This window comes from Pectobacterium zantedeschiae (genome assembly GCF_004137795.1).
Lineage (GTDB): Bacteria > Pseudomonadota > Gammaproteobacteria > Enterobacterales > Enterobacteriaceae > Pectobacterium > Pectobacterium zantedeschiae.
In genome coordinates, this window is record NZ_NWTM01000001.1 from 885,904 (window position 1) to 909,707 (window position 23,804).

Consider the following 23,804-nt stretch of genomic DNA (forward strand, 5'->3'; position numbering starts at 1 on the left):
AGCTTTGCTTTTAATATAAACCTCCGAATTCCCCCGTTCTGTCTGAAAGGAACGCCGCTATGCACAGCACCGAGATTCGTTATTTTTTGGTGGTTGCCACCACCGGTTCGCTCAGCGCCGCCAGCCAGCACCTGTTTGTTGCCGTTTCTGCGATTAGTCGCCAGATTCAGCGGCTGGAAGAACGCATTGGCGTGCCGCTGTTCGAGCGCCATGCACGCGGAATGGTATTAAATGATGCCGGACGCATTCTGGAAAACCATGTGCGTAAGAGCATGATGGATATGGATGCCGCGGTGGCGGAGATTCAAGGGCTGAAGGCCAGCCGACGGGCGCTGTTGCGGATTGGTTGCACAGAGGGAATGGCGTTTGATCTGCTGCCGACCTTGTTTGCGCGTTTTCGCCAACATGACATGGATACCACGTTTGCGCTGAAGGTGGACTCGGCGATGCAGGTGTCCCAGATGATCCGTAACGGTGAAGTGGATATTGCGCTCCAGTTTGCGCTGGCACCGGAGCAGGGCGTGAATGTGGAACTGGCGGTGCCTGCTCCGCTGATGTTGCTGATGTCTGACGCTCACCCGCTGGCGCAGCAGTCTATTCAACTGGCCGATCTACATCCTTTCCCGCTGGCACTGCCGGAATCTTCTACTACGCTACGCCAACTGTTTGACCTCTCATGCCGGATGAATGGCACCTTTCTGGAGCCGACGCTGTGCTGCAACAACTTCACCACGCTCTATTATTATGCGATGAGCACGCCGGGGGCGATCACCGCCTGTAGCTTCTACTCCGTGATGTATAAGTGCTTACAGGAGCCGATGCGCCTGAAGCCGCTGAATATTAAGCAGCTCGATCAGCGTTCGCTCCAGATCCAAACGCTGGCTGGTAAAGCGCATGCACCGCAGCAGCAGGCTTTTCTTGATTTCATGATGGCGGAACTGCGTCAGGGAGAAGCGTATTATCTGAGTCAGATTGCCGAATCCTAACTATCCTGTGAGGCGCTTTCACTCCATCTCAATAATCTCGCGTTTTTGCTCGTCTTCGAGCTGGCGCAAGACGCGATACACTTGCGCCACCGCCTGAAGTGTCTCGCGTGGAATATAATGACCTTCCGGCGTGGTGCGATACAGCGTTCGGGTCAGCCAGATAAAGCGAATCACGGGGATATCCGCTTTTTTCGCCTGTGCGATAAGCTCTCTTGCTGTTTCATTTTCGCCTTTAAACAAGATGCGCGGCAGCGGGGTTTTTCCGGGGCGGTAGTAGAGCCCCACCGCATAATGCGTCGGGTTGACCAGCAGCATATCGGCATCTTCCACTTTCGCTTTGGGACGCGGCGCAGCGGGTTCGTTCGCCAGTTCATGCGCCAGCGATTTGCGGTGTCCTTTCATATGCGGATCGCCTTCGGAATCTTTATGCTCGTTGCGTAAATCCTCATGGCTCATGCGCTGTTGCTTGAGAAAGAAATATTTTTGCAGGCCGAAATCCATGGCGGACAGCACCAGCAGCGCCGTTAGCGTGGTTCGGGCAATACGCGTCAGCAGGGCTTTAACCCCTTGCCAGAAGCCGTGCAGATCGCCATAGGCTAATTCAACCAGCGCTTCCAACTCCGGCACGACCACTTTATAAAAGACGGTACCGATCACCACCGCCTTCAGAATATTGGTCAACATTTCCACCAGCTTGCGCATTGAAAACATCTGCTTGAACTGGTTGATCGGGTTCAGCCGATTGAGGTCGAGTTTCAATGCTTCGGGCGCAAACAGTGGGCCATACTGGAGCCAGCCGCCCGCGATTCGCAACAGCACGGCAATTGCCGCGGCTAGCAGGCAGAGCGTGCCCGCCAGCACAGCGGCATCATGAAACACTTCTTTCGCCACCTGCGCAAACGGCGCATCCAGTCGTTGTAGCGGCAGTTGCACCAGCGTTTGCAGTTTCCCCATTGTATTGTCCGCCAGCGCCAGTACACATTCCAGCAGACCGACGCAGATCAATAGCTTGGGTACATCCTGACTTTGCCCGACTTCGCCTTTGCGACGTGCGTCCTCCAGCTTTTTTTCTGTGGGTTTTTCTGTTTTCTCACTCATCGGTTCCGCCTTGTTAGCTGTTTGATACGGTAAAAAGCAGCGGGAGCAGATGCTTAAGGTCCGGCAATCCCTGAAGTTTGTCGTCGCCTAAATATTGCAGCACCGGCAGATAAATGATGAAAAACGCCATCCCAACCAGACACTTGGCCGGAATCGACAGGACGAACACTTGAAGCTGTGGGCTATACAGGCTGAGTAACGCAATACTGAACTCTAGCAGCAGCAGGAGTGCCACCAGCGGCCCTGCGTATACCACCAGATGAGTAAAGGTGTCTGCCAGCAGGTTAAGATATACCTCAAACCCTTTCTCGCTCGGTGCTGGCAGCCAGGACAGCACCGGCCAGATCTGGTAGCTGTCCCAAATCAGCTGCGTCAGCCCCTTTAAACCGATACCGATAATCAGCAGCAGAATCAGGGTCTGTTTCAATAAATGGCCGAGTGGCGTGGCATCTGAACCGAGCGCAGGGTTGAGCTGACCGCCCATCAAGGCGCCGCGCTGGTTATCGAACAGCGCCCCGACAGATTCAAACAGCCAGAACGGCATCGCCAGAATGAGTGCTATCAGCAACCCCACCATGAGTTCTTTGAACAACAGTGCAGGAAGCATCGGCCAGGAGAGCGGCGTCAACACGAGTTGTTGCTGTACGATGGGGGCAGGCAGCAGCGTTAGGGAAATCACCACGGCGTTGCGCATCATGCCTTTCAACACGTTGAGTGAAAAAACCGGCACCAGAATAAAGCAGGGATACAGCCGGGCGATGCCGAGCGTAATGGCGATGATAAAATCGTAAACGTGCTGAATGGTGGCGATCATGCGGATTTATACCCCAGTCTGCGCAATCATGTTGAACGCGGTAATGGCTAACTGCATCAGCTCTACGCCAATCCAGCGCCCGCAGAGCGCGAGCGTTAGCCCGACAGAGATCAGTTTGACGGCAAAGGGCAGTGTCTGGTCCTGCAATTGCATCACCGCCTGTAGCAGAGAAATCAGTACACCGACGATCACCGCAACCAGCAGCGGCGGCGCCGAGAGCAGGACAACCATCACCATGGCCTGACGGAAAAGCGTGATTATTTCCATCTCGGCCTCACAGATAGCTGTAGAACAGGCCGTCCAGCAGCCGCGTCCAGCCGTTGACCAGCACGAACAGCAGCAGCTTTAACGGCAGCGAGAGCGTCATTGGTGCGACCATCTGCATCCCCAGCGCCAACAGCACGTTGGAGACGATGAGGTCGATGACGATAAATGGGATATAGATCAAGAAGCCGATTTTGAATCCAGCCTGTAGCTCTGACAGCACGAAAGCTGGAATCACCAGCAGCAGGTTTTGCGTATTCACCTTCTCGGATAGCGAGGCAGGCCACATTTGCAGGCTGTTCTCATGCAGATGGGTGAGAATATCCGGGTCAACGTTGCGTGACATAAAAGTTTGCAGTGGCTCCAGCCCGTAAGTCACGCTGGCCTGAAGCGAAGTGATATCGGTCATATCCAGCGGCTTTTCCTGCACGCGCGTGGTGATGTCCTGAAATACCGGAGCCATGACAAACATCGTCGCCGCGAGCGCGATGCCGTATAGCGCCATATTGGGCGGCACCTGTTGCACCCCGATGGCGTTGCGGGTAATCAGCAGCACAATCGCAATCTTCAGAAAGCAGGTGCAGACAATCATCATCAGTGGAATCAGAGAGAGTGCGCCCAGAAAGAGCGCAAACATCAACGGATCGAATGCGCCGGACGTCATGGTGCCAGCTCCTCTGCGGCGATGTTTTCTTTATCCTGCATTGGCTGCTTATGCGTTGGCGCGGAAAAGCGCTGGGTAATCTGTAGCCCCAATCGGCCCTCCACATCGACCAGATCGCCGCTTGCCAGTGCGATATCCCCGTGATACAGCCAGGCGTGCCCCGGCACCACATCCCGCAGCGTCAGCACGCTACCGCTGGCAAGGTGTTGCAATTCTGTCAGCGTCATCGTCAGGCTACCGCAGCGAATGTGTAAGGTGATCGGCAGCGGTGGTAAATTTTCAGTGACGTTGTCACTCGATGGTGTAAATTCAAGCGTCGAGGTATCGGATTGAGTATTGGTTAGCATCGTGTTAGTCGCAGTCGAGGGCATCGAGACAGTCTCCATGTCGGTAACGGTAAAGGTGTAGGGCGCGTGTTCTGCGAGTTGCAGCGTGCCGCTCAGGCGCAGCGTGCTGGATGACAGCATTCCCTCGCCGGACGGCGTAAACCATGGGCGGTTAGGCAAAACAATGTCGCCGGTCTGGATCTGTTGTAGCGCGGTAAACGGCAGCACGACATCAGCCAGCGTGAGTGGGATAGCGATAGCCATTTCTGCGGGTAGCACACGGGGCTGGTGCTGCCAGTCAACGCGGGAAAACAGCATTAGCCAGACAGCATCTATGGCCTGCATCCGGCTGCGCACGACCATCCCGTTCCAGTTCACGCTGAGCCAGGCGCAGAGTGCGGCAGCATTGCTGCATTGTTGGAGGCTGTGTTGTCGGGTGCCGTGCTGTTGTACTGAATCATGTTCTTCCTGTGTTGCTGCCGTTGGATAAATTTCTCCCACGAGCGACCGCAGCACGGGGTTCAGCGATTGGTTGTAGAGCGTCCAATACCACTGCTTCGCTGCCTCGTCGTCTTCGGTAAGGGGCAGCAGCGGGCAGTCGGACAGCAGGCTGAGCACAGGAAAGGGATCGGTTAGCGAAAAATTACCGATATCACTACGCCAGCCGCTTGGCTGTGCGGCCGGCATTTCTTCTATCAGCTCACGTTCATGCGCCAGTTGAAGGTGCAGGCGACCAGCAAGCCCATTGCGGACAAAAGGCAGCGATAGCCCTGCGGCTAGCGTCGATCTGATGCGGGCGTGCTGTGTACGCATGGTCGGTAGCGCTAGCGGTCTGACGTGCAGTGAATTGAAGTCGGGTGAATTCAGGTTCATCGCTCATACTCTCTGGCATCAAAACGCAGGTTAATCGGGCAATCCAGCGCGGTGGCGAGTGAGCGACGACAGGCTTCACGCCGATCTTTTAACTGGTGGTAGCTCTCCCGGCTAAAGCGCAGTGAAATGTCCCAGCCGCGTGGCACCAGATTGGCTAAACGGGCATCGATGTCGCCCAATTGTGGCAGTTGCAGGCTGAAGGCAAACGGTGGAGCGCAAATGTTGTCCATTGCCTCAATCAGTTCGCATTGCAGTGGTTGCCACTGTGACGGTGTCACGTTTTGTGGGGCGTCTGGTATGTCGCTATGCAGGGACAGCGGCACGTTGATGGGGTTGCCCGATGGTAAAACGATAGGCGCTTCCTGATAGAGTTCGTCTTCAAAACCGTCTGAAAACGTGAATGCCTCCCAGAAATCCATATGTTGTGGATCGTCTGAGCGTGAGGATTTGCCGTGCAGCGTAGCCTGCGCGTTCTGTGTTGCCTTGGATTCGGATGACGCAATCTGTCGGTTATTCATACGTGCTCCTGAGGTAACGTAAGCAGATACTCCAGTTTCTCCACCGCCTTTTGGCATTGGCGGGTCGTGTTTCGGGCGTCATCAACCTGACGCCGCTGGTTGTCGTGCTGCTGCTGTGTGGCCTGAACCTGCTGGGTTTCTGCCGCTATCTCGCTGAGTAAACGCTGCTCGGCTGCAAGGTGCTTTTTCAGGTGTTCCAGCGTTTGGCGTTGTCCCCGAGTTTCTCGGACAAACTCGTCACGCTGCGTGTGGCTAGCCTGTCGCAGCGCCTCGACCTGCTGTTGGTGATGGCGTTGCTGTTCCGCAATCCTGATAAGTTGCTGCTCTTCCTGCCGCTGCTGGCGCTCGCTGCGGCTTAAGCGCTGGCGGCGTATCGGCATCAGCAGGTTCAACACGCTCTGTAACTCTGCATCGCGCTCGGTGTTATGGGGCATAGCGGCTGACTCCGGCGAGCTGTTGTTGAATCACGCCATAAGGCATTGGTTCTCGCATCGACTGGCGCAGAAACTGCGCGATCTCTGAATGGGCGTTGACTGCCGAGTCGGTTAGCTCGTCATGGCCCGGTTGGTATTCTCCGAGGCGGATTAGCATCTCAACCTGCTTGTAAGCCGCCATCAGCCTCCTTACGCCGCCCGCATGGCGCGTGTGGTCGGTATCCACAACGTTACTCATGGTGCGACTCAGGCTGGCGAGGATATCGATTGCTGGGTAATGTCCCTGTTCTGCCAGACGTCGGGCGAGCACGATGTGCCCGTCGATCAACGAACGGACTTCGTCGGCGACTGGATCGTTCATGGAGTCCTGTTCGATCAGAACGGAATAGAGCGCGGTGATGGCACCGTCCTCCGTTTGTCCTGCGCGTTCGACCAGACGCGGCAGCAGCGTATAGACAGACGGTGGTAAGCCGCCTCGTCCCTGCGGTTCCCCAAGTGCCAGACCGATTTCACGCTGGGCGCGGGCGAAACGCGTCAGGGAGTCAATAATCAGCAATACCTGACGGCCTTCGGCGCGGTAAGCCTCAGCGATGGCGGTGGCGGTGAAAGCTGCGCGGGCGCGCTCCATGCTGCTGCGGTCGGAGGTAGAGCACACCAGCACCGTGCGGCTACGCAGTTCGTCGTCCAGTTCGTGGTCGAGAAATTCGCGTAGCTCGCGCCCACGCTCGCCAATCAGCCCGAAAACGATGGCATCGCACGGCGTATTACGTGCCAGTTCAGCCAGCAGCGTGGTTTTACCGCAGCCTGCACCAGCGAAAATACCGACGCGCTGACCCTGGCCGATCGTCAGCAGGCCATCGACGGCGCGTAATCCGGTGGGAAGCGGCTGGCTGATGCGCGGACGTGACGTCGGCGGTGGAGCGTCGCCTAGCACCAACTGCGTGTGGCCCGTTGCATGACCCGGTTCGACAAAGGCGCTCTCGCCGCCGTCTTCCAATGCCCGACCAAATCCGTCCAGTACGCTGCCCAGTAAGCGTTCCGACACTTGAATGCGATGCGGCTGATACAGCGGGGTCACAGTCGCGCCTTGTGCGATACCGTCCAGCGCCCCGAGCGCGGAGAGAAAGGTATTGTCCGGGCTAAATCCCACCACTTCGGCCATCATCTGGCTGTCATCTTGGCGTGCCACCCAGCACAAATCGCCAATACGTGCCTGTGGCAGGCTGCACTCCAGCAAAATACCGCTGACGGCCATAACGCGGCCTTTTTTCTCCACAGGGGCATAGTCCGCCAGATGCTGACGCTGCCGGGCGACCCACTGCTCAAGCAGCGGAAAAGAAGAAGTTTGTGTCTGCATCACCAATTCACCGTTATCTGTTGTCTGCCGCTGAATTCAATCTGGTGCTCATCAATTTTCACCAGACGCAGGTTGTCGATCTCATCGCCGATGAAAAAGCGCTGGCCGTCTGCTGTGACGACATTGGCGCGTGACCCGCTGGTCACCTGAACAATCTGAAACGGCAGTTGCTCCGTTTTCAGCTGTGTCCGGTTATCAACTGATAGCGCGGTTCTATAACGTTGGTGGAGTTGGGCGAGCATCCGTTCCAGCTTTTTTTGATCGTCTGGCGTTAATTGCCCGGTGAGCGTGAGGCGATCCTGATACGCCGCTACTTTTACGGCCGCGCTCAGTTCCCGTTCCTGCAACATAATCCGCAGCGTGCTTTCTAACTGTGGCAGGGTGCTGAGCGGTTTGCGGGTATCCTGCGGCGGCGGGGTTGCAGGCATCGCAACACTCTCCTGTAGCTGCCAACTGCCTACCATCACCAGCAACAACGCGCCAAGTAGCAGGTAGCTGGCTTTTGCCCACAACGGCAGGCGAGGTGTGGGTACAGGCGTTGACGTAGTGGTATTAACCCGTGGTTCGTCGGTGGGGATATCCGCAGGGGGAAGATCCTCTTCCGCAGTGGAGGGGATTTCTTCGTCATCAGGCCAAGGGGTATCGGCGGCCACGATGCAGAGCCAAATTTGCCCCAGTGCAAAGGGGGTTCCGGGCGGTAGCGCGTCGATGTGTTCGACGGAATGGCCTTCCGCATTGCACAAGGTGCCATCCTGTGCGCTGAGCGCCCAGCCGTCAGCGGATTTCTCCAGTTGGCTGTGGTAAGGCGCAATACCGGGATCGTAGAGTACGAGATCGGCATCATCGGCCGCACCGATACGCCAGGCGTTTCCGCAGAGCGGCAGCGCCGCACCGCGATGTAAACCAGTCAGCACGCGTAATTCAAACATGGTGTCTTCCTATGCGCTAAAGGGGTCAGGGGAGTCGTAAAGATCAAGGCGTCCAATGACGTTGATCGATAGGGTGGATTCCAGTTCGGTGAAGGACAGTACAGGGACGTGGTGAAATTCGTCCTGTACCAGCGTGCGCAGCGGACTGCGTAAATCCTGTGCTACCAGCACCAGACTGTTATGCGGTGAGAACGGCGGAAATGCTTGCCGAAGCTGACTGAGCAGCGTTGAGGCGTAGTCCTGCGTCAGGGCGAAAAAAGTTTCGTTCTGCGTCTGGCGCAGTGCATCACGCAGCAGCTCTTCACTTTCTGGCGTCAGCAGCCAGACGGCGAGGCTATTTTCATCGCTGTACTGGTGGCAGATTTGTGATTTGAGCGCCAGGCGCACGTAGTCGGTCAGGGCCAGCGTGTCCCGTTCGTGCTGGCCGACTTCAATCAGTGCTTCGGCGATAGGGCGCACTGACCGTAGCGGTACACGTTCGGAGGCCAGCCGTTGCAGCACGCTGGCAAAACGTGAGAGTGGCATGATGCGCTGTAGTTCCTGCGCCAATTCCGGTTGCTCACTCTCCAGCCAGGCCAGAATGGATTTGGTTTCCTGCAAGCCGATAAACTGTGAACCCGTGCGGTGAATGGCTTGCTCCATACGTGCCAGAATCAGCTCATCTGCGGTCCAGCGCGGCACATCGTCCGGCTGCTGGGCGACATGCGACAGCGGCAGCCATAGCCACTGGCTTTCATCCCGTAGCGTGTGGCCCGGCGTGGCGATCGTCACGTCAGCCTGTTCGATGGCACTGTTCGCAACTGCCAACTGATCGGTAACAAACGTGGCTTTTACGTAGGGAATCTCATAGACGCAAAACTGGAATTCATCCTCTGCCAGTCGGTCGCTGAATTCGATATCAAAGGACGGCAGCGTAAAGCCAAAACGGTAGACCAGCCGATTACGCAGACGGCGGATATTCTGCACTAGCGCCGTTGTCGTCGGTTGCCCTTGCCAGACCGGATGAAACAGCAGCAAATAGGCTCGTGTCGGGTTGAAACGCCGCAGATCCTGATAGCCGTTCTGTTCGGCAGGCATGTTGTCCGCCTCCGACTGGCTGGCATCCAACTGGCCCTGTTGTTTGATGCGCCAGAGTTGGAATAGACCGCTGCCGAGTGACGCCAGGCTGATAGCGACAAACACCAATGTTGGCATCCCCGGCAGCAGCGCAAAGCCAAACATGCCAATGGAGGAGATGATCCACGCTTTGGGCTGGCTGGTGAGCTGCTCCGCGATTTCCCGACCAATATTGGCATCCACTTTTTGCCCGTCGGCCGAGACGCGGGTAATGATCATTCCTGCGGTCAGTGAAATCAGCAATGCTGGGATCTGGGCGATCAGCCCGTCGCCGATGGTCAATACCGAGTAGACGTGCATGGCATCGGATGCAGCCATGTTGTGTTGCAACACGCCAATGGCGAAGCCACCAATCATGTTGATGAACACGATAACCAGCGACGCAATCGCATCGCCTTTGACGAACTTCATTGCGCCGTCCATTGCCCCGAACAGCTGACTTTCTTTCGCCAGATTCTCCCGCCGCTGCCGCGCCTGATGGGCTTCGATCAGCCCCGCACGCAGGTCGCTGTCGATGGACATCTGTTTACCGGGCATCGCATCGAGCGTGAAACGTGCCGCCACCTCTGCCACGCGCTCGGAGCCTTTGGTGATCACCAAAAAGTTCACCACCGTCAGAATCAGGAAAATAACCAGCCCCACTGCCAGATTCCCGCCCACCACGTAGTTACCGAAGGCTTCAACGATATGACCGCCATCCTGCTGGAGCAGGATTTGTCGCGTGGTGGAAATGGAGATCGCCAGCCGGAACATGGTGGTCAGCAGTAGCACCGCCGGAAACGTTGAGAAAGCCAGCGGTTTAGGTAGGTACATCGCCAGCACGATCAGCAGGGAGGAGGCGCAGATGTTAAGCGCGATGAGCACGTCGATGAGCCCGGTGGGTAGCGGGATAATCATCATGAAAACGATAGACATGACGATTACCGCGCCAACGACCTCCGAACGCTGCATCGCGCTTAGCGCAATGCGATTTAGCCAGATAATCAGCAGATTCATGGCTGCCCCTTATCCGGCGTGTGCGGGGGTTGTTTTTGCTGTGATGAGGCGTCACGCTGCGCTAACTCATCATGCTGAGTACTTTTGGCCTGCTGTTTTTCGTACTGGGCGATATCACCAATCATGCCGCGTATCAGTTGGAGTGCCGTTTGCCGGTTTTTGCTGTCTCGCCACAGAGGATGCGGTAGGTCGCTGACAAGCGGCAGCAGAGCACTAAAAAACATGGCCTGATGCCGCACCTGCGTACCGGCAACTTCCCGACCAAGGTTATGCAGATCGCGAGCGTAGGCGCCGTTGGCACTCAGGCCAATTAGGCGGCGAGTTAATTCCACTGCACCCAGCGTAAATGCGGGCACTTTGTTCGCTAGTCGAGTGAGCAGCGTTTGGCTGGATGACAACGTGTGACTCAGGTGACGGGAGTCGTTGAGGTTGCTCAGCATTTTGCTGAGAACGGTTTTTGATATTGACGGTGTCAGAGAGGCAATATCTGCCGTCAGTGCTCGCTGTAAGGTCCGTAGCCCAATGGAAAATGTTGCGGCGTCAAAGCGTTCCAGCAGGGAATCCAGTAATGCGCTTGCCGACTGCTGATGCACGATTTTCTGGTAGTACAGATCGCGCATCGCCTGTTTTTGTTCCGGCTGCGTGCTAAATAGCGCAATGGCCGTTGCCGTATTCAGACCCGCCCGGACTTCTGGCCCTTTCTCATGATGTAGCTGCTGTAGTGCATTTTCTGCCGCTGCTGCCAACTCTGGCTGTTGCGCTGATTGCTGCTGGATGTGGCGCAGCAAAATATCCCCACGGGCCGGATCGTTGCCTGCGGCTTCCAACACCGCTTCAAGAGACGGCGAACCTTGTCGGGCCAACAGATCGCGCATGCGGCTCAGTTGCTGATCGAGGGTACTCTGTGACGGATTTTCCAACATCCTGAACAGTTCCGTTAGTTTCTCGATCCGCTCGACGTTGGCCGTCGTGCGGGCCTCCGGCTGCTGGGCTATTTGACGCCGATTCAGCGATTTGCTCCTACGTTCCGCCTGTTCGCCAAACGCCATCGCTACTTCCTCCATTGAGGTAGAAAGTGGAGAACCGGGCGAAGCGTGTAGCGAACTTGTCTGCTGTACCGCAGTCTGTGGCACGGGATCGTCATCCACGACGACAGGGCGCGGCAGGGCGCTGCTAGTGGGAAGTACCGTCGGTATTTTGATCATGATGTCATCCTGAATGAATCGGCTACGTGTCGTGGTGTGAACGTGCAGTGATGTGAATGTATTGCTGTGTGGATGCAGAAAAGGATGGGTTCCCAGCGTGAAGTCATCGGAGCAGGCTGAATTTGATGGCGGATTGGATGAAATGCCGTTTTACTTATTGCAATAACTTGCAATTTCGTGCTGTGGACGTTGGCAAAAAATGGCACGATAACAGGTAGGGTGAAAAATAACTGATTATAAATCAGTGTGATAAAAATAATTCTGGGCTGGCACAAGGCTTGCTCTTCCGTTTTTGCCAATAGGGCACAACAACGGAGAGTCAGCAAATGGAAATGTCTACCCTGAAACACATCGAACAGACCCCTTCGCTTTACCCGGCGCTAGCTGTCGATTGGGAACAGGTGTTTCGTCAACACGGAAAGAAATTGCATAACTTTATCCGCAAGCGCGTCAGCAACCATGATGACGTTGAGGATTTACAGCAAATGACCTACCTGGAAGTGCTCAAACATCAGGATAAATTCGCTGGGGCATCGCGGCCGGAGACGTGGGTGTTCGGCATCGCTCTCAACCTGGTGCGCAACTATTTCAAGCAGGCACGACAGCGCGCTCAGGAAATGGGCGATGAGATGCTGGAACATATCGCGATAGAACTCGACCCCGGTGCTATTACCGAAAGCCAGCGAGCGCTGAAACGCGCGATGGATGCCATCGTCTCACTTCCTGAGGATACCCGTCAGATGCTAATGCAATTGCTGGATACCGATGCCAGCTATCAGGATCTCGCGTTGCAGTTGGGGATCCCCATCGGTACGGTGCGGTCACGGCTGTCTCGTGCCCGAAGTGTAATCCGTCAGGCTGTGGAATCCTGACGCTATCCAACGGGACGAAAGGACGTGCCTGTACCCACCATTTTTCTCTGCTTGATGTGGTGACCGCCTGCTTCAATAGGGTGGTTACCGCTCAGGACGTAGGTCGCACGCCGTGATATCAGGTCGCGTTTAGCCGTTGCAGGGTTTCCTGTCCATCTTCTGGAATGTTGAGACGCCGTATTGCGCTACCTGCACGGCGGGTGGCTGCACAAATGTCTTAATTCAAATAAGGAGATGACAATGATGTTTACCCAACCTTTTCGTTCCGATGAACAAACCAAGGCCCCTGAACTGGAACTGGTGGATTTTGCGTTTGGTCGTATCAAAGACGCGATTTACATCGTCAATGCAGATCAGCGTTTTTGTTATGTCAATGAGGCTGCCAGTCAGACGTTGGGCTACAGCATCACGGAATTCATGCATCTGAGCGTTGCCGATATCGACCCATGCTGGGCTGCCGAGCATCGATCGCCCGACTGGCTTCAGGAGTATGAATCTGGCATTGGGACCACCTTTGAAACCAGGCACCTCACTCGCTACGGCATGACCATTCCGGTTGAGGTCAATTTAACGCATTTCCAACATAAAGGATGTAGCTACAGCATGTGTGTAGTCAGAGATATCAGGGAACGTAAACATATAGAACAGTTGGCATACGCACGGGATCAAGAATTCCGCGCGCTGGTAGAAAATTCACCGGATTTGATTATTCGCTTCGATCCCAGCCTGAATTGCCTGTATGCCAACCCCGCCAGTTTGAAACATTTGGAATTTACCGTAGAGCAACTTCGGGGTCGAATGATTACGGAATTGATGCCGGGAGCGGGATGTGCGATCCGCATGGAACAGTTGGTGCAGCAAGTTGTCGATACCCGCAGTAGTGCGGAAGGTGAGGTGATGGAAGAGCGAGGGAAAGGCGAGCAGCGTCATCAAGATATTCACCATATTCGCTGCGTGCCGGAGTTCGATCAGCGTGGTGCGCTGGTTTCCATTCTGACCGTGGGGCGGGACATTACCGCTATTCGCTATGCGGAGAAGAAGCTGGCCGATTCACATATGCAACTGCGCTTGCTGGCACGCCAGCGTGAGATCTCACGCGAGGAAGAACGTAAGCATATCGCACAGGAAATTCACGACGAGCTTGGGCAACACCTGACCACGATCCGCATGAGTCTGTCGCTGATGAGGATGTGTTTTGCCAAGGAAAATCCAGAGATGCAGGCACATTTGCAAAAGTTGATGCAGCTGGCTGACCAAACGATTCAGGTTGTGCGTAACGTATCGACCCGACTCAGGCCGAATGTATTAAACATGGGACTCACGCCTGCGCTGGAATGGCTATGCGACGAATTTAACCGTCACTACAGCGCCACCTGCCTGTTGCGAACGCCGGGGGAAACATTGGCGCTTAATGACGAAAGCACCACGGCAGCCTTTCGCGTTGCTCAAGAGTCGTTGACCAACGTGGCACGTTACGCGGCCGCTACACAGGTGTTCATTACGTTGGAAAACCAGCAGGACTGCATCGTGCTGTGTATCAAGGATAACGGAAAAGGATTTGATTCCCATGCAAAGAATAAGAATGCCTTTGGACTCATGAGCATGAAAGAGCGAGGGCGGATGCTGGGAGGCGAAGTCATTATTGAAAGCGCCCCCGGAAAAGGCACGCAGGTGCAGTTAACGTTTCCTAAAAATGGCTATATCCGTTAATCACGGGACAAGAATAACAAAAGGAAGAAATGAGCGATGGGCAAACAAATACGTCTCATGATCGCGGACGATCACGTCATCATGCGCGAAGGGCTCAAGCAGATCTTCGCGTTGGATGACTCGCTGAGCGTCGTTGCCGAAGCAGGAAATGGCGCACAGGTGCTCGCACAGTTGCGCAGCGTGGCGCCCGATTTGCTGTTGCTGGATATGTCGATGCCCGGTATCAGCGGTGAAGCGCTGATTTCTCGCGTGGTGGCGCAATATCCGCGTCTGCCGATTCTGGTGCTTAGCATGTACAGCGAGGCGCAGATTGCACAGCATGCGCTGAAAAGTGGTGCCAGAGGCTACATCACCAAAGATAAAGACCCCGAGGCGCTGCTGGCGGCGATCCGACGTGTAGCGCAGGGGGCTCGCTATATCGATCACACCATTGCCGAGCAGCTGGTGTTCTCCAATTACACGGAGGGGGGACGAGCAGAGCACGATGTCCTGACGGCCAGAGAGCACCAAATCATGATTATGTTTGCGCAGGGGATGGGGATTAACGCCATCGCCAATGAACTGGCCATCAGCAACAAAACGGTCAGCACTCACAAAGCGCGCCTGATGGAAAAAATGCAGTTCAGTACCAATGTGGAGATCGTGAAATATGTCTTTAGCAAGAAGCTTATTCCCTAGCAGTGGGAACCCGAAGCAATAGCAGATAAAAGGGATTCAACAGTCGTGAATCCCTTTCACTGCGCTTAACGATATCCTGACAATATCTTTTCGTTTTCCTGCGAATTATCTGAAAGCATAACGGGTTGTTTTTACTTATTTTGGCCGTTTTTTTGTAGGCTTTTCCCTACAAACGCCTCTGGAATTCCTACCGGATGTTCAGCGATGCCTGATGGTTTCATCATTCAATGGCGGTAATGCTTGTCATTGTTCCACCGGTGATGAATCGGTGTGTGCTACGAGGAGAAACGCCGTGGGCGTAAAGTGGTAACGCCCCACGTTATGGAAAGCAGTGAGTTAGCCCGCTTGGGCTCCAGGAGTAGTTAATGAATAATCATTACCGTCAGGACAGACAGCACTATTCATCATTAGAGGATTCCTCATTCGAAAACCCATCCGTAGACTATTCCTCGCCACCGTCGGGCTATTCGACGCATACAGCTGAGGATATTCACTCATCGTTGTCGCCAATCATCAATGTTATTGCTCCCCTCAATGTCGACATTGTTCTTGAAGGTGAAACGGGCACAGGGAAAGACACGCTGGCAAACCGGATCCATCGACTTTCGCAATGCAGCGGCCCTTTAGTAGCGGTGAACTGTGCCGCTGTGCCGGAAAATCTGGCTGAAAGCGAGCTGTTTGGTGTGGTATCTGGAGCGTATACCGGTGCTAACCGCTCTCGCGCCGGTTATTTGGAAAGTGCGGACAAGGGCATTCTGTTTCTGGATGAGATCGACAGCATGCCTATGACGCTGCAAGCCAAGATGCTACGCGTGTTGGAAAGCCGGGGGGTTAAGCGGCTGGGGAGTACCCAGTTTACGCCCGTGGACATGCGCGTGATTGTGGCTACGCAAACGCCGCTGCTGCAACTGGTAGAGAAGGGGTTGTTTCGTCGCGATCTTTATTTCCGTCTGGATACGGTAAAAATTCAGCTACCGACCCTACGTTCTCGCAGCGATCTCATTCTGCCACTGTTTCAGCGTTTTAGTCAGGAAGCGGCGGTACGTCTGAAAATGACGCAACCACCGATGACGGCGGAAATTTATGAGCAGTTGCTGACCCACAGCTGGCCGGGCAATATCCGCGAACTGAAAGCGGCGGCGGATCGTTGGGCAATGGGACTGTCTCCTTTGGCTGAAATTCAGCCGCTGTTGCACCCGCGCCCTTTGCAACTCAAAGACCGCTTAAAGCGGATTGAAAAATTTCTGATTCAGGATGCGCTGCGTCGCCACGACCACTGTATTGACGATGTGATCGTGGAGTTGGGGATCCCCAAACGAACACTCTATCACCGCCTGAAAGTGCTGAACGTGACGGTGCGAGAAATGTGCGCCGGGGGCCGGGAAGCCTGTCAGGCATGATGGATGAATGTCGAGGGTTTATCTGCTGGGATACGGTAGCCGATAGGGAGAGGTCTACTTTTAACGGTAGACCTACTATCAGGTTACGCCGTTTCTATCGGTGGACACGGATAGTGACGGATATCTGGTAGATCGCACAATGCTACCGCTTTACCGAAATACCATCCTTGTATTATCGCCGAAGGGCACTGTTGCAGGATGTAGGCGGCCTGCTCGCGTGTTTCTACTCCTTCGATGATCACAGGGACGTCCAGTTTTTTGACCAGGGTGAATAGCAGGTCTGCCATCGCGGCATTTACCGAGTCCGTACCGATGGCGCCGACGAAAACTTTGTCGATCTTGATCATATCGAACGGTAAGTGGCTCAGATAATCAAGGTTGGAATAGCCCGTACCGAAATCATCAAGCGCGACTTTATATCCCGAATGTCGCAATGCCTCAAGACCGTTGGCCAGCGTCTGATGCGATGTACTCGACCGTTCGGTGAGTTCTAACATAATACGCGATCTGTCTATCCCTAGATCGTCACTCATCTGCTGTAGAAAGTGGTGGTAGTCAGGCGAAACAATGTCGGATACGGACAGATTAATGCTGAGAATAAATGGCGTTTCACGTGTGAGATAAGGCTGCATATCGTACAGCGCCTGACGCGTAATAATCCGAGTCAGCTCCGCTAAATAGCCCATTTTCTCCGCAATATTGATGAAATACTCCGGCGACACGTTGTCGCCGCGTTCATTTTTCCAACGAGCCAATGCCTCTACGCCAATAATGGCGCGCTGTGGCAGGCTGATCAACGGTTGATAATGTACCTGAAATCGTTGGTGTTTGATCGCGCGTTTTAGCTGTGATGGTAAAGCATGGTGCCGATCGTAGTAGAGCTGATAGGACAGGGTAAAACTGGCACCGATGAGCGCCCCGACAAAAAACAGGGCGGCGATGATATACCACGGACGATACAGGATACCCGAGGAGTTCAACTGCGCCAGTACGCAGATATCCCGGTTAGGCGCACAGAAAAACGTCTGGCGTTTTCCCATGGTCAGCCACGCGTTATTCTGTTGCGGCGTCTGCCTGTACGCAGGCAAGTCGATGTCGCCAAATGTTTGATAAACATGATCCAGATTACGCGTGAGCAACATCGCGCTGTGCTCGGTCGGTGGCTGAATGAAACGGCGAAATGCAGCAGCGGCGGTGATGGTGACCACTCCGTTGAGGCTTGCCATATCCGCGGTAATACGCGGATCAACGACATCCTTCATTGCGGTCCACAGTTGCACACCATCGGGGGTCGTCAGGTTAGGCGGCAGCAGATAAATGGGTGGATTGAGGATGCCCCAGCCTGCGGAACAGATGAGATAGTTGTTCTTGATACGCCCGATGTCGCGGAGATAAACGGAGTAAAAGGAGAGCAGACGTAATTCTTTTAGATCGGCACTGGAACAAGGGGGGTTATTGAGCGTCAGCACGCGGTTGATGGTGTCCCGGCCTTCATTCGCGACAGCGGTTCCCTGATTGAGCACCTCCTGACTGTAGTGCAGTAGTTGTGTCTGCTCCAGCCTGGCGACAATGGCTTGCCCAAGTAACAGAGCCAGCAGTGCGCTACCAAGCGAAATTAAAACCAGTCTGAACCACAATCCAGTATTAGTCGTTAAGGCGAGCATAGCGATCATCCGGCAGTATGGCGGAAATAAGAGCGGCATAGATTCAGATATCGCATCCTTGCCAACGGTACAGTGCTTATCAGCCATTGTTGAGGAAAAGAATGGCGTAAACGATCCTACAAATCAAAAAACACGAGTTGCTTTTAGGCAGACGCAATCCGTGTCTTTGCTATTTTAAAGGAAAATGATCTCTAGCTAACGGCAGGAAAGATTGATAAAAACAGGCTAGTTCTTCCCCTCGAATACTTTTTCCTGAAAGAATTTCCTCTCTGTGGGAACTCCCCCAGCCCAATATCTACTTAATGAATGAACAAGATGACTGTATGTACAGCATGACAGTTCACTACCATAAACATTCATCATATTTGGAGATATATCATGGCTTTAGGACTTTCTCAGGTTGCATCTCAGGCGGCTTCTCAGACTCTGGATAGCGCGATGGCGGGTTCTCTGACTCGTGCAGCAGGCGCTCAGGCACAGAAAATTGCGCTGGATACGGAAAACTCGATTCTGGATGGTCAGATGGATTCTGCATCCAAATCACTGAACTCCGGGCAGAAAGCGGCGAAAGCCATCCAGTTCTAATTGTGAGTCAACGAGCCGGAGCTATGCTCCGGCTTTATTTTATCCCGTCCGCGATGGAATCCACATCATGAAAATCAACCACGCTACTACGCTAGCTCAGCCGGGAGATGCTCCGCTGGCGGACAATGGTACGTCTTTTTCCTTTTCCGCCAACGATCAGGATGTCTCCTGGTTTAGCGCAGCGCTGTCGTCGGCACCGATGACGGCAGAACGCGGTAACAGCCAGTGGCTGGGCGCACTGGCGGAAAAATCTCAGGGACTGAACGGCGTCTTCAAATCTGCCGAACGCGACATTAGCCAGTCTATGCGCTCCAATAACCCCAAGGATGTGCTGGATGCGACTCGGACGCTGTCGTCGTTCTATCTGGAAAGTCTGCTTAGCGCCAAACTGGTGGCGAAAAGTGTGCAAAGTCTGGAAAAACTCACCAACTTACAGTAGCTGCCTATGAAAATCGATAAGCGAGTATTCCTTCTGCTGATCGGGTTATTGGCTGGCTGCGGCGAGCCGATTGAGTTGAATCGCGGGCTGTCGGAGAACGATGCTAACGAGGCGATTTCAATGCTTGGCCGCTACCAGATCGGTGCGGAGAAACGGGTGGACAAAACCGGCGTAACGTTGGTGATCGATGCAAAAAACATGGAGCGTGCCGTCAATATTCTTAATGCGGCAGGTTTACCGAAGCAGTCGCGCACCAATCTGGGGGAAGTCTTTCAGAAAAGCGGTGTGATCTCGACGCCGTTGGAAGAACGCGCCCGCTATATCTATGCCTTGTCGCAGGAAGTTGAAGCGACGCTGGCACAGATCGATGGCGTGCTGGTTGCGCGGGTGCATGTGGTATTGCCCGAACGTATCGCGCCGGGCGAGCCAGTTCAGCCCGCTTCAGCGGCGGTGTTTATTAAATATCGTGCTGAATTGGAACCGGATGGGATGGAGCCGCGTATTCGTCGGATGGTGGCCAGCAGTATTCCTGGTCTGTCTGGTAAGGACGATAAAGAGCTCGCGATTGTTTTTGTTCCGGCAGAGCCGTATCAGGACACGATCCCTATTGTTACGCTGGGGCCGTTCACGCTGACGCCGGATGAGATGCGTCGTTGGCAGTGGATCACTGGGCTATTTGGCCTAATGCTGGCTGGGCTATTAGGCTGGCGCATTGGCGCGCCTTACCTGCGACAATGGCAGCAGAAAAAAGCGAGGGCATCGTCGTCACAATGACAACACAAGATCAAACCCGAGGGCGCGAATCGGATGGCATCACACCACTTGCGTGGCTGACCTGGTGGGTAACGGACTGCCTATTACAAGCCGATCCCAGTTGGTGGACTGGGGACATGATGTTGCCAGATTCACCACAGCGTCGTGACTGGCTGTATGTGAACGCCGTGCAGCTTAATCACTATTTTTCTCTGCCGCTGGTGCTGCCGCCGAATCCGCATGCCTCGCTGATGCAAATGGGGAGGCTGGATACGGTGCAGCGGGAAACGGTATTGCGCCTGATGGCGCGGGTGTGCCAGCCCCTACGGGAACCGAATCATGCTGACGCAGAGGCCATTTGGTGTGAACGACTGGCAAAGGCGTTGCGTCCAGGTTTGTGGCTACCGACACCGGTTGCGTTTTCTGCTCAATCGCCATTGGCGCCCTCCGTATCTTGCTATCAGAATGCATTGACGCTGCTGCGCATTCGCTATGGCGAAGCGTGCTGGCCGCGTCTGCGGCTGCTCTTTCCACGTGATTGGCCCCGTGACTGGGGAACACATTGTCATATCCCTACGGTGTCATTGCCCACTGCCAGACTCAATGCGCTGTGCGACGCCCTCATCTGGAAGGCATCAACCTCCGCATAACCTTCCTCATTTTTATTCATTTTGCTAAGGACTAAGCATGCTGACGACAAAGACGTTTGTGACATTACCCGGTGCAAGTCGGGATGAAGCAGTGATTATTCCGGCAGAACGGGTTGCAGCGCATCGCCGTAGTCGGACACTGTGGGAAGAGGCTTCGGTACAGGCGGATACGATAGTGGCGCAGGCACACGAACGTGCCCGAACGCTCTGTGAGCGGGCGGTAGAGAACGCAGAAGCAGAGTTTTGGCAGCAGGCAAACGCGCTATTGCAGGGGATTCGGCAAGATCGGATACAGCTTGAGCAGACCATGATTACGCAAGCCGGGCAGTTGCTGCGCGATGCACTGGCGCATTTGCTCGATAAAACGCCTGCGCCGTCACGTCATCACGCCTTACTGCGGCAGTTGCTGAAGCAACAGCAGGGGGAGAGCCGGGGAACGCTGTACTGCCATCCAGCCCAGCTTGCCGATGTGCAAGCATGGCTGGACGCGCATCCGCATTTGGCGTGGCGTCTCGCCAGCGATGAGGCACTGGATAACGATGCCATGAAGCTGATCACGGCGCATGGCGTGATGTCGCTGAACTGGCGGCAGGCGACACAGCAGCTCATTCCTCCCGATCACTTTACCGCTATGTGAAATCATCGTTTGCCGATGGGAACTGCACGCCGGGGTTAACCACTCATTATCAGGTCAGCGACCGAAACCTGTTTTGTGAGAAACATACCTTAGAGGAGAACGTGCTATGTCCCTTAACCCAATTCAGCGCCGCCTTGACGCGCACCTGGTCGATTCGCAGCAACAACTGGATGATATTGCGCTGAATGTTGCCGAAGGTGGTGCCAGTCAGGCGGATAGTTACGCCTTTTTTGAAGCCAGTATGGATTATTCCAATGCCAGTTGGGCTGTCGGACAACTGCTGAGCGTTAAACATGGCTTGGCAAAGGCCATCATTAATGACTTCAACTGAGTTGGTCACAATGCTGGAGCACTGGCTAAACGGCGGAGCGCCGATGCTGAAGCTGGAGATTGACGGCGGCGCGGTGACGATGGTGCGACAGGCGTCGGGCGTGGCGTGCAGCGCGGCCATTCCGCTGCACGCGTTGCCGGATGAGCGGATGTTGGTTCGAGCATTACAGTTGGCCGACGCCGCCCACACGCAATTTCAGGAAGATACCGCCGCACTTTCGCTCTCGCCGCAGGATGAACAGTTCTGGTTATGGATGCGGCCCGATGCCGATGACGTTATGCAGCTGTGCCGCAATCTGGAAACCTTACTTAATCAACGGGACGTCTGGCTGAGTTTGCTCATGCCGCGCGCAAAAGTGCCCGTTTCCGCTCCACTTAATCTAAACACGCTGGCTTTTTTGCAAGGAGAACGACATGCGTAAGGGATTGATGCGTAATGGATCGTATAGCGTTTTGCTGGTGATCTATCGCTGGTTTTGCTGGGCGGTCGTGCTGATGGGCATTATCCCTGTGAACGGGATGATTTCGCTGGCGCACGCGGCCACGCCCACTGACTGGAATAAGGGGGCGTATGCCTATTCTGCCGAGCAGACGCCGCTGTCGGCAATTTTAACGGATTTTGCTAACAGTCACGGCGTGGATTTGGTGTTGGGCAATATTACGGACAATGAGGTTACAGCGAAAATTCGGGCGGATAACCCCGCGCTGTTTCTCGATAGGCTGGCGTTGGAGCATCGCTTCCAGTGGTTTGTGTATAACAATGCACTGTATGTCAGCCCGCAGGATGAACAGGCGTCGGTGCGTCTGGAGATCTCGCAGGACGCGGCACCCGATATCAAACAGGCACTCAGCGGTATCGGGCTGCTTGACTCGCGTTTCGGCTGGGGGGAATTACCTGAAGAGGGCGTGGTGCTGGTTACCGGGCCGCAGGCGTATATCGATCTGATCCGTAATTTCAGTCAGCAGCGGGAAAAACAGGACGAACGGCGTAAGGTGATGATTTTCCCGCTGCGCTATGCCTCCGTATCTGACCGCACGCTGCAATATCGCGATCAAAAAGTCACGATTCCCGGCGTCGCGACCATTCTCAATGAGCTGATGGATGGTCAGCGTGCTGCACCGGCGGGCGCATCCGGCCCAATGCCGGTGCAGCCAGATACCGGGATGGAAGCCATGCGGGACAGTACACGTTCGCTGATGACCCGGCTGGCAACCCGCAACAGCCCAGAGCGCAGCGGTGAGGTCTCAGGCCGTGCGACGCTAAGCGGCAAGATTTCCGCAGATGTACGCAATAATGCGCTGTTGATCCGGGATGATGAAAAACGCCGGGCGGAGTATCAACAACTCGTCGAGCATATCGATGTACCGCAAAACCTGGTCAACATTGATGCCATTATTCTGGATGTGGATCGTACCGCGCTGTCGCGGCTGGAGGCGAACTGGCAGGCGCAACTCGGCAACGTGAGCGCGGGCAGCACCATGATGATGGGGCGTAGCACGCTGTTTGTCAGCGATTTCAAACGCTTCTTCGCTGATATTCAGGCGCTGGAAGGGGAAGGGACCGCTTCCATCGTCGCCAATCCTTCCGTGCTGACGTTGGAGAATCAACCCGCCATTGTCGATTTCAGTCGGACAGCATTCATCACGGCGACGGGCGAGCGTGTTGCGGACATTCAACCGGTAACGGCTGGCACCAGCCTGCAAGTGACGCCGCGAGTGATTGGTGAAGGAGCACAGCGCAGCATTCAACTGGTTATCGATATCGAAGACGGTCAGGTCGAGACCGGGCGCGAGGGGGAAGCTTCTGGCGTGAAGCGCGGCACTGTCAGCACGCAGGCGCTGATTGGCGAGAATCGTGCGCTGGTGTTGGGCGGTTTTCACGTCGAGGAGAGCGGTGACCGCGATCGCCGCATTCCGATCCTTGGAGATATCCCACTGCTGGGAAAACTGTTTACCTCGACACGTCATGAAGTCTCCCGCCGCGAGCGCCTTTTTATTCTTACGCCCCACCTTGTCGGCGATCAAACCGATCCTACGCGCTATGTTTCCTCCGTAAATCGCCAGCAGTTGAACGGTGCCATGAATCGCGTGGCGCAGCGTAACGGTAAAACGGATCTCTATAGCCTGATTGAAGGTGCGTTTCGCGATCTCGCCAGTCGCCAACTGCCTGCCGGGTTTCAGGCAGACGGCAAAGGTGCGCGATTGGGAGAAGTTTGTCGCTCACAGTCGGGCCTAGTCTATGACAGTTCGCGCTATCAGTGGTACGGCAACGGCCAGGTGCGGCTGAGCGTAGGCGTAGTGCGTAACGGTGGAACACAGCCTCAGCGTTTTGATGAGGCCGCCTGCGCCAGTAGCCGCACGTTGGCGGTGGCCGTGTGGCCGAAAACAACGCTGGCCCCTGGGGAGTCCAGCGAGGTGTTTCTGGCTTTGCAGCCCGCGTTAACGCCTCAACCAACTCGACGCAACGTGCTGATATCTCAGTAACGTTTATCTGTCTGATGACAAG

The 23,804-nt window shown here is 55.0% G+C and carries 25 protein-coding genes; 13 read left to right on the forward strand and 12 right to left on the reverse strand.

Features of this window, described 5'->3' with window-relative positions:
* Positions 1-59 precede the first annotated feature (59 nt).
* A complete protein-coding gene (locus CLR69_RS04065; RefSeq protein WP_129711561.1) occupies positions 60-986 on the forward strand; it encodes a LysR family transcriptional regulator in 927 nt (308 codons plus the stop codon).
* Positions 987-1,004: 18 nt separating this feature from the next.
* Here the strand turns inward: CLR69_RS04065 and sctU are convergent, their stop codons facing one another.
* The 11 genes from sctU to sctW are packed head-to-tail and all read right to left on the reverse strand — an operon-like array spanning position 1,005 to position 11,580.
* Positions 1,005-2,084, reverse strand: a complete 1,080-nt coding sequence (gene sctU / locus CLR69_RS04070; protein WP_129711560.1) for a type III secretion system export apparatus subunit SctU — start codon at positions 2,082-2,084, stop codon at positions 1,005-1,007.
* A gap of 13 nt (positions 2,085-2,097) precedes the next feature.
* Positions 2,098-2,898 carry a type III secretion system export apparatus subunit SctT gene (sctT, locus tag CLR69_RS04075; RefSeq protein WP_129711559.1) on the reverse strand — a complete coding sequence of 267 codons (801 nt, stop codon included), beginning with the start codon at positions 2,896-2,898 and terminating at the stop codon, positions 2,098-2,100.
* Positions 2,899-2,904: 6 nt separating this feature from the next.
* Positions 2,905-3,165 (reverse strand): type III secretion system export apparatus subunit SctS, encoded by a 261-nt coding sequence (gene sctS / locus CLR69_RS04080; RefSeq protein ID WP_009112548.1) that lies wholly within the window; start codon positions 3,163-3,165, stop codon positions 2,905-2,907.
* A 7-nt stretch (positions 3,166-3,172) separates the two neighbouring features.
* The gene (gene sctR, locus CLR69_RS04085; protein WP_129709585.1) at positions 3,173-3,826 is read right to left on the reverse strand and encodes a type III secretion system export apparatus subunit SctR; all 654 of its coding nucleotides are present in this window, start codon (positions 3,824-3,826) and stop codon (positions 3,173-3,175) included.
* On the reverse strand, positions 3,823-5,025 hold the full coding sequence (gene sctQ, locus CLR69_RS04090; RefSeq protein ID WP_129711558.1) for a type III secretion system cytoplasmic ring protein SctQ: 1,203 nt from the start codon (positions 5,023-5,025) through the stop codon (positions 3,823-3,825). Before sctQ ends, sctR begins: the two co-directional genes overlap by 4 nt.
* On the reverse strand, positions 5,022-5,543 hold the full coding sequence (locus tag CLR69_RS04095) for a type III secretion system HrpP C-terminal domain-containing protein (protein WP_129711557.1): 522 nt from the start codon (positions 5,541-5,543) through the stop codon (positions 5,022-5,024). Before CLR69_RS04095 ends, sctQ begins: the two co-directional genes overlap by 4 nt.
* Positions 5,540-5,977, reverse strand: a complete 438-nt coding sequence (locus tag CLR69_RS04100; RefSeq protein ID WP_129711556.1) for a type III secretion protein — start codon at positions 5,975-5,977, stop codon at positions 5,540-5,542. The genes CLR69_RS04095 and CLR69_RS04100 overlap by 4 nt, the downstream gene beginning before the upstream one ends.
* A complete protein-coding gene (sctN, locus tag CLR69_RS04105; protein ID WP_129711555.1) occupies positions 5,967-7,334 on the reverse strand; it encodes a type III secretion system ATPase SctN in 1,368 nt (455 codons plus the stop codon). The genes CLR69_RS04100 and sctN overlap by 11 nt, the downstream gene beginning before the upstream one ends.
* Positions 7,334-8,263, reverse strand: a complete 930-nt coding sequence (locus CLR69_RS04110) for an FHA domain-containing protein (RefSeq protein WP_129711554.1) — start codon at positions 8,261-8,263, stop codon at positions 7,334-7,336. Before CLR69_RS04110 ends, sctN begins: the two co-directional genes overlap by 1 nt.
* Positions 8,264-8,272: 9 nt before the next feature.
* Positions 8,273-10,375 (reverse strand): type III secretion system export apparatus subunit SctV, encoded by a 2,103-nt coding sequence (gene sctV / locus CLR69_RS04115; RefSeq protein WP_129709573.1) that lies wholly within the window; start codon positions 10,373-10,375, stop codon positions 8,273-8,275.
* A complete protein-coding gene (gene sctW, locus CLR69_RS04120; protein ID WP_129711553.1) occupies positions 10,372-11,580 on the reverse strand; it encodes a type III secretion system gatekeeper subunit SctW in 1,209 nt (402 codons plus the stop codon). The genes sctV and sctW overlap by 4 nt, the downstream gene beginning before the upstream one ends.
* Positions 11,581-11,906: 326 nt before the next feature.
* On the opposite strand from sctW, the gene CLR69_RS04125 reads away from it, so the two are divergent.
* From CLR69_RS04125 to CLR69_RS04140, 4 genes are all read left to right on the forward strand, one after another.
* Positions 11,907-12,452 carry an RNA polymerase sigma factor gene (locus CLR69_RS04125; protein ID WP_129709569.1) on the forward strand — a complete coding sequence of 182 codons (546 nt, stop codon included), beginning with the start codon at positions 11,907-11,909 and terminating at the stop codon, positions 12,450-12,452.
* A gap of 240 nt (positions 12,453-12,692) precedes the next feature.
* Entirely contained in the window at positions 12,693-14,162 is a 1,470-nt protein-coding gene (locus CLR69_RS04130) for a PAS domain-containing sensor histidine kinase (protein ID WP_129709567.1), read from the forward strand.
* Positions 14,163-14,198: 36 nt separating this feature from the next.
* Positions 14,199-14,840, forward strand: coding sequence for a response regulator transcription factor (locus CLR69_RS04135; protein WP_129709565.1), 642 nt, complete (start codon positions 14,199-14,201; stop codon positions 14,838-14,840).
* Between the two features lie 365 nt (positions 14,841-15,205).
* Positions 15,206-16,240, forward strand: coding sequence for a sigma 54-interacting transcriptional regulator (locus CLR69_RS04140; RefSeq protein WP_129711552.1), 1,035 nt, complete (start codon positions 15,206-15,208; stop codon positions 16,238-16,240).
* An 83-nt stretch (positions 16,241-16,323) separates the two neighbouring features.
* Here the strand turns inward: CLR69_RS04140 and CLR69_RS04145 are convergent, their stop codons facing one another.
* Positions 16,324-17,904, reverse strand: a complete 1,581-nt coding sequence (locus CLR69_RS04145; protein WP_129711551.1) for an EAL domain-containing protein — start codon at positions 17,902-17,904, stop codon at positions 16,324-16,326.
* A 378-nt stretch (positions 17,905-18,282) separates the two neighbouring features.
* Between CLR69_RS04145 and CLR69_RS04150 the strand changes: the two genes are divergently transcribed.
* The 8 genes from CLR69_RS04150 to sctC all read left to right on the forward strand — a co-directional run bounded on the left by CLR69_RS04150 (position 18,283) and on the right by sctC (position 23,782).
* Positions 18,283-18,489: a type III secretion system major pilin HrpA gene (locus CLR69_RS04150; protein WP_129709559.1), complete on the forward strand. Its 207-nt coding sequence runs from the start codon at positions 18,283-18,285 to the stop codon at positions 18,487-18,489.
* 67 nt (positions 18,490-18,556) lie between these two features.
* Positions 18,557-18,928, forward strand: a complete 372-nt coding sequence (locus CLR69_RS04155) for an EscI/YscI/HrpB family type III secretion system inner rod protein (protein ID WP_129709557.1) — start codon at positions 18,557-18,559, stop codon at positions 18,926-18,928.
* A 6-nt stretch (positions 18,929-18,934) separates the two neighbouring features.
* Positions 18,935-19,702 carry a type III secretion system inner membrane ring lipoprotein SctJ gene (sctJ, locus tag CLR69_RS04160; RefSeq protein ID WP_129711550.1) on the forward strand — a complete coding sequence of 256 codons (768 nt, stop codon included), beginning with the start codon at positions 18,935-18,937 and terminating at the stop codon, positions 19,700-19,702.
* Entirely contained in the window at positions 19,699-20,331 is a 633-nt protein-coding gene (locus tag CLR69_RS04165) for a type III secretion protein (RefSeq protein WP_129711549.1), read from the forward strand. Before sctJ ends, CLR69_RS04165 begins: the two co-directional genes overlap by 4 nt.
* 37 nt (positions 20,332-20,368) lie before the next feature.
* Complete coding sequence (sctL, locus tag CLR69_RS04170; protein WP_129711548.1) at positions 20,369-20,968, forward strand: type III secretion system stator protein SctL; 600 nt, start codon at positions 20,369-20,371, stop codon at positions 20,966-20,968.
* 106 nt (positions 20,969-21,074) lie between these two features.
* Positions 21,075-21,299, forward strand: coding sequence for a type III secretion protein HrpF (locus tag CLR69_RS04175; protein WP_009112566.1), 225 nt, complete (start codon positions 21,075-21,077; stop codon positions 21,297-21,299).
* Complete coding sequence (locus tag CLR69_RS04180; RefSeq protein WP_129711547.1) at positions 21,286-21,720, forward strand: type III secretion system chaperone; 435 nt, start codon at positions 21,286-21,288, stop codon at positions 21,718-21,720. Before CLR69_RS04175 ends, CLR69_RS04180 begins: the two co-directional genes overlap by 14 nt.
* On the forward strand, positions 21,713-23,782 hold the full coding sequence (sctC, locus tag CLR69_RS04185) for a type III secretion system outer membrane ring subunit SctC (RefSeq protein WP_129711546.1): 2,070 nt from the start codon (positions 21,713-21,715) through the stop codon (positions 23,780-23,782). The genes CLR69_RS04180 and sctC overlap by 8 nt, the downstream gene beginning before the upstream one ends.
* The last annotated feature ends 22 nt before the right edge of the window (positions 23,783-23,804 follow it).

What these genes read in the sequence shown, in the direction of transcription:
- CLR69_RS04165 (WP_129711549.1), top strand. Translation starts at nt 19,699, where the DNA reads ATGACAACACAAGATCAAACCCGAGGGCGCGAATCGGATGGCATCACA.
- sctV (WP_129709573.1), bottom strand. Translation starts at nt 10,375, where the DNA reads ATGAATCTGCTGATTATCTGGCTAAATCGCATTGCGCTAAGCGCGATG.
- sctT (WP_129711559.1), bottom strand. Translation starts at nt 2,898, where the DNA reads ATGATCGCCACCATTCAGCACGTTTACGATTTTATCATCGCCATTACG.
- CLR69_RS04175 (WP_009112566.1), top strand. Translation starts at nt 21,075, where the DNA reads ATGTCCCTTAACCCAATTCAGCGCCGCCTTGACGCGCACCTGGTCGAT.
- sctJ (WP_129711550.1), top strand. Translation starts at nt 18,935, where the DNA reads ATGAAAATCGATAAGCGAGTATTCCTTCTGCTGATCGGGTTATTGGCT.
- CLR69_RS04155 (WP_129709557.1), top strand. Translation starts at nt 18,557, where the DNA reads ATGAAAATCAACCACGCTACTACGCTAGCTCAGCCGGGAGATGCTCCG.
- sctC (WP_129711546.1), top strand. Translation starts at nt 21,713, where the DNA reads ATGCGTAAGGGATTGATGCGTAATGGATCGTATAGCGTTTTGCTGGTG.
- sctR (WP_129709585.1), bottom strand. Translation starts at nt 3,826, where the DNA reads ATGACGTCCGGCGCATTCGATCCGTTGATGTTTGCGCTCTTTCTGGGC.
- CLR69_RS04095 (WP_129711557.1), bottom strand. Translation starts at nt 5,543, where the DNA reads ATGAATAACCGACAGATTGCGTCATCCGAATCCAAGGCAACACAGAAC.
- CLR69_RS04150 (WP_129709559.1), top strand. Translation starts at nt 18,283, where the DNA reads ATGGCTTTAGGACTTTCTCAGGTTGCATCTCAGGCGGCTTCTCAGACT.
- CLR69_RS04180 (WP_129711547.1), top strand. Translation starts at nt 21,286, where the DNA reads ATGACTTCAACTGAGTTGGTCACAATGCTGGAGCACTGGCTAAACGGC.
- CLR69_RS04140 (WP_129711552.1), top strand. Translation starts at nt 15,206, where the DNA reads ATGAATAATCATTACCGTCAGGACAGACAGCACTATTCATCATTAGAG.
- CLR69_RS04110 (WP_129711554.1), bottom strand. Translation starts at nt 8,263, where the DNA reads ATGTTTGAATTACGCGTGCTGACTGGTTTACATCGCGGTGCGGCGCTG.
- sctU (WP_129711560.1), bottom strand. Translation starts at nt 2,084, where the DNA reads ATGAGTGAGAAAACAGAAAAACCCACAGAAAAAAAGCTGGAGGACGCA.
- sctW (WP_129711553.1), bottom strand. Translation starts at nt 11,580, where the DNA reads ATGATCAAAATACCGACGGTACTTCCCACTAGCAGCGCCCTGCCGCGC.
- CLR69_RS04100 (WP_129711556.1), bottom strand. Translation starts at nt 5,977, where the DNA reads ATGCCCCATAACACCGAGCGCGATGCAGAGTTACAGAGCGTGTTGAAC.
- CLR69_RS04145 (WP_129711551.1), bottom strand. Translation starts at nt 17,904, where the DNA reads ATGCTCGCCTTAACGACTAATACTGGATTGTGGTTCAGACTGGTTTTA.
- CLR69_RS04130 (WP_129709567.1), top strand. Translation starts at nt 12,693, where the DNA reads ATGATGTTTACCCAACCTTTTCGTTCCGATGAACAAACCAAGGCCCCT.
- CLR69_RS04135 (WP_129709565.1), top strand. Translation starts at nt 14,199, where the DNA reads ATGGGCAAACAAATACGTCTCATGATCGCGGACGATCACGTCATCATG.
- sctQ (WP_129711558.1), bottom strand. Translation starts at nt 5,025, where the DNA reads ATGAACCTGAATTCACCCGACTTCAATTCACTGCACGTCAGACCGCTA.
- sctL (WP_129711548.1), top strand. Translation starts at nt 20,369, where the DNA reads ATGCTGACGACAAAGACGTTTGTGACATTACCCGGTGCAAGTCGGGAT.
- CLR69_RS04065 (WP_129711561.1), top strand. Translation starts at nt 60, where the DNA reads ATGCACAGCACCGAGATTCGTTATTTTTTGGTGGTTGCCACCACCGGT.
- sctN (WP_129711555.1), bottom strand. Translation starts at nt 7,334, where the DNA reads ATGCAGACACAAACTTCTTCTTTTCCGCTGCTTGAGCAGTGGGTCGCC.
- sctS (WP_009112548.1), bottom strand. Translation starts at nt 3,165, where the DNA reads ATGGAAATAATCACGCTTTTCCGTCAGGCCATGGTGATGGTTGTCCTG.
- CLR69_RS04125 (WP_129709569.1), top strand. Translation starts at nt 11,907, where the DNA reads ATGGAAATGTCTACCCTGAAACACATCGAACAGACCCCTTCGCTTTAC.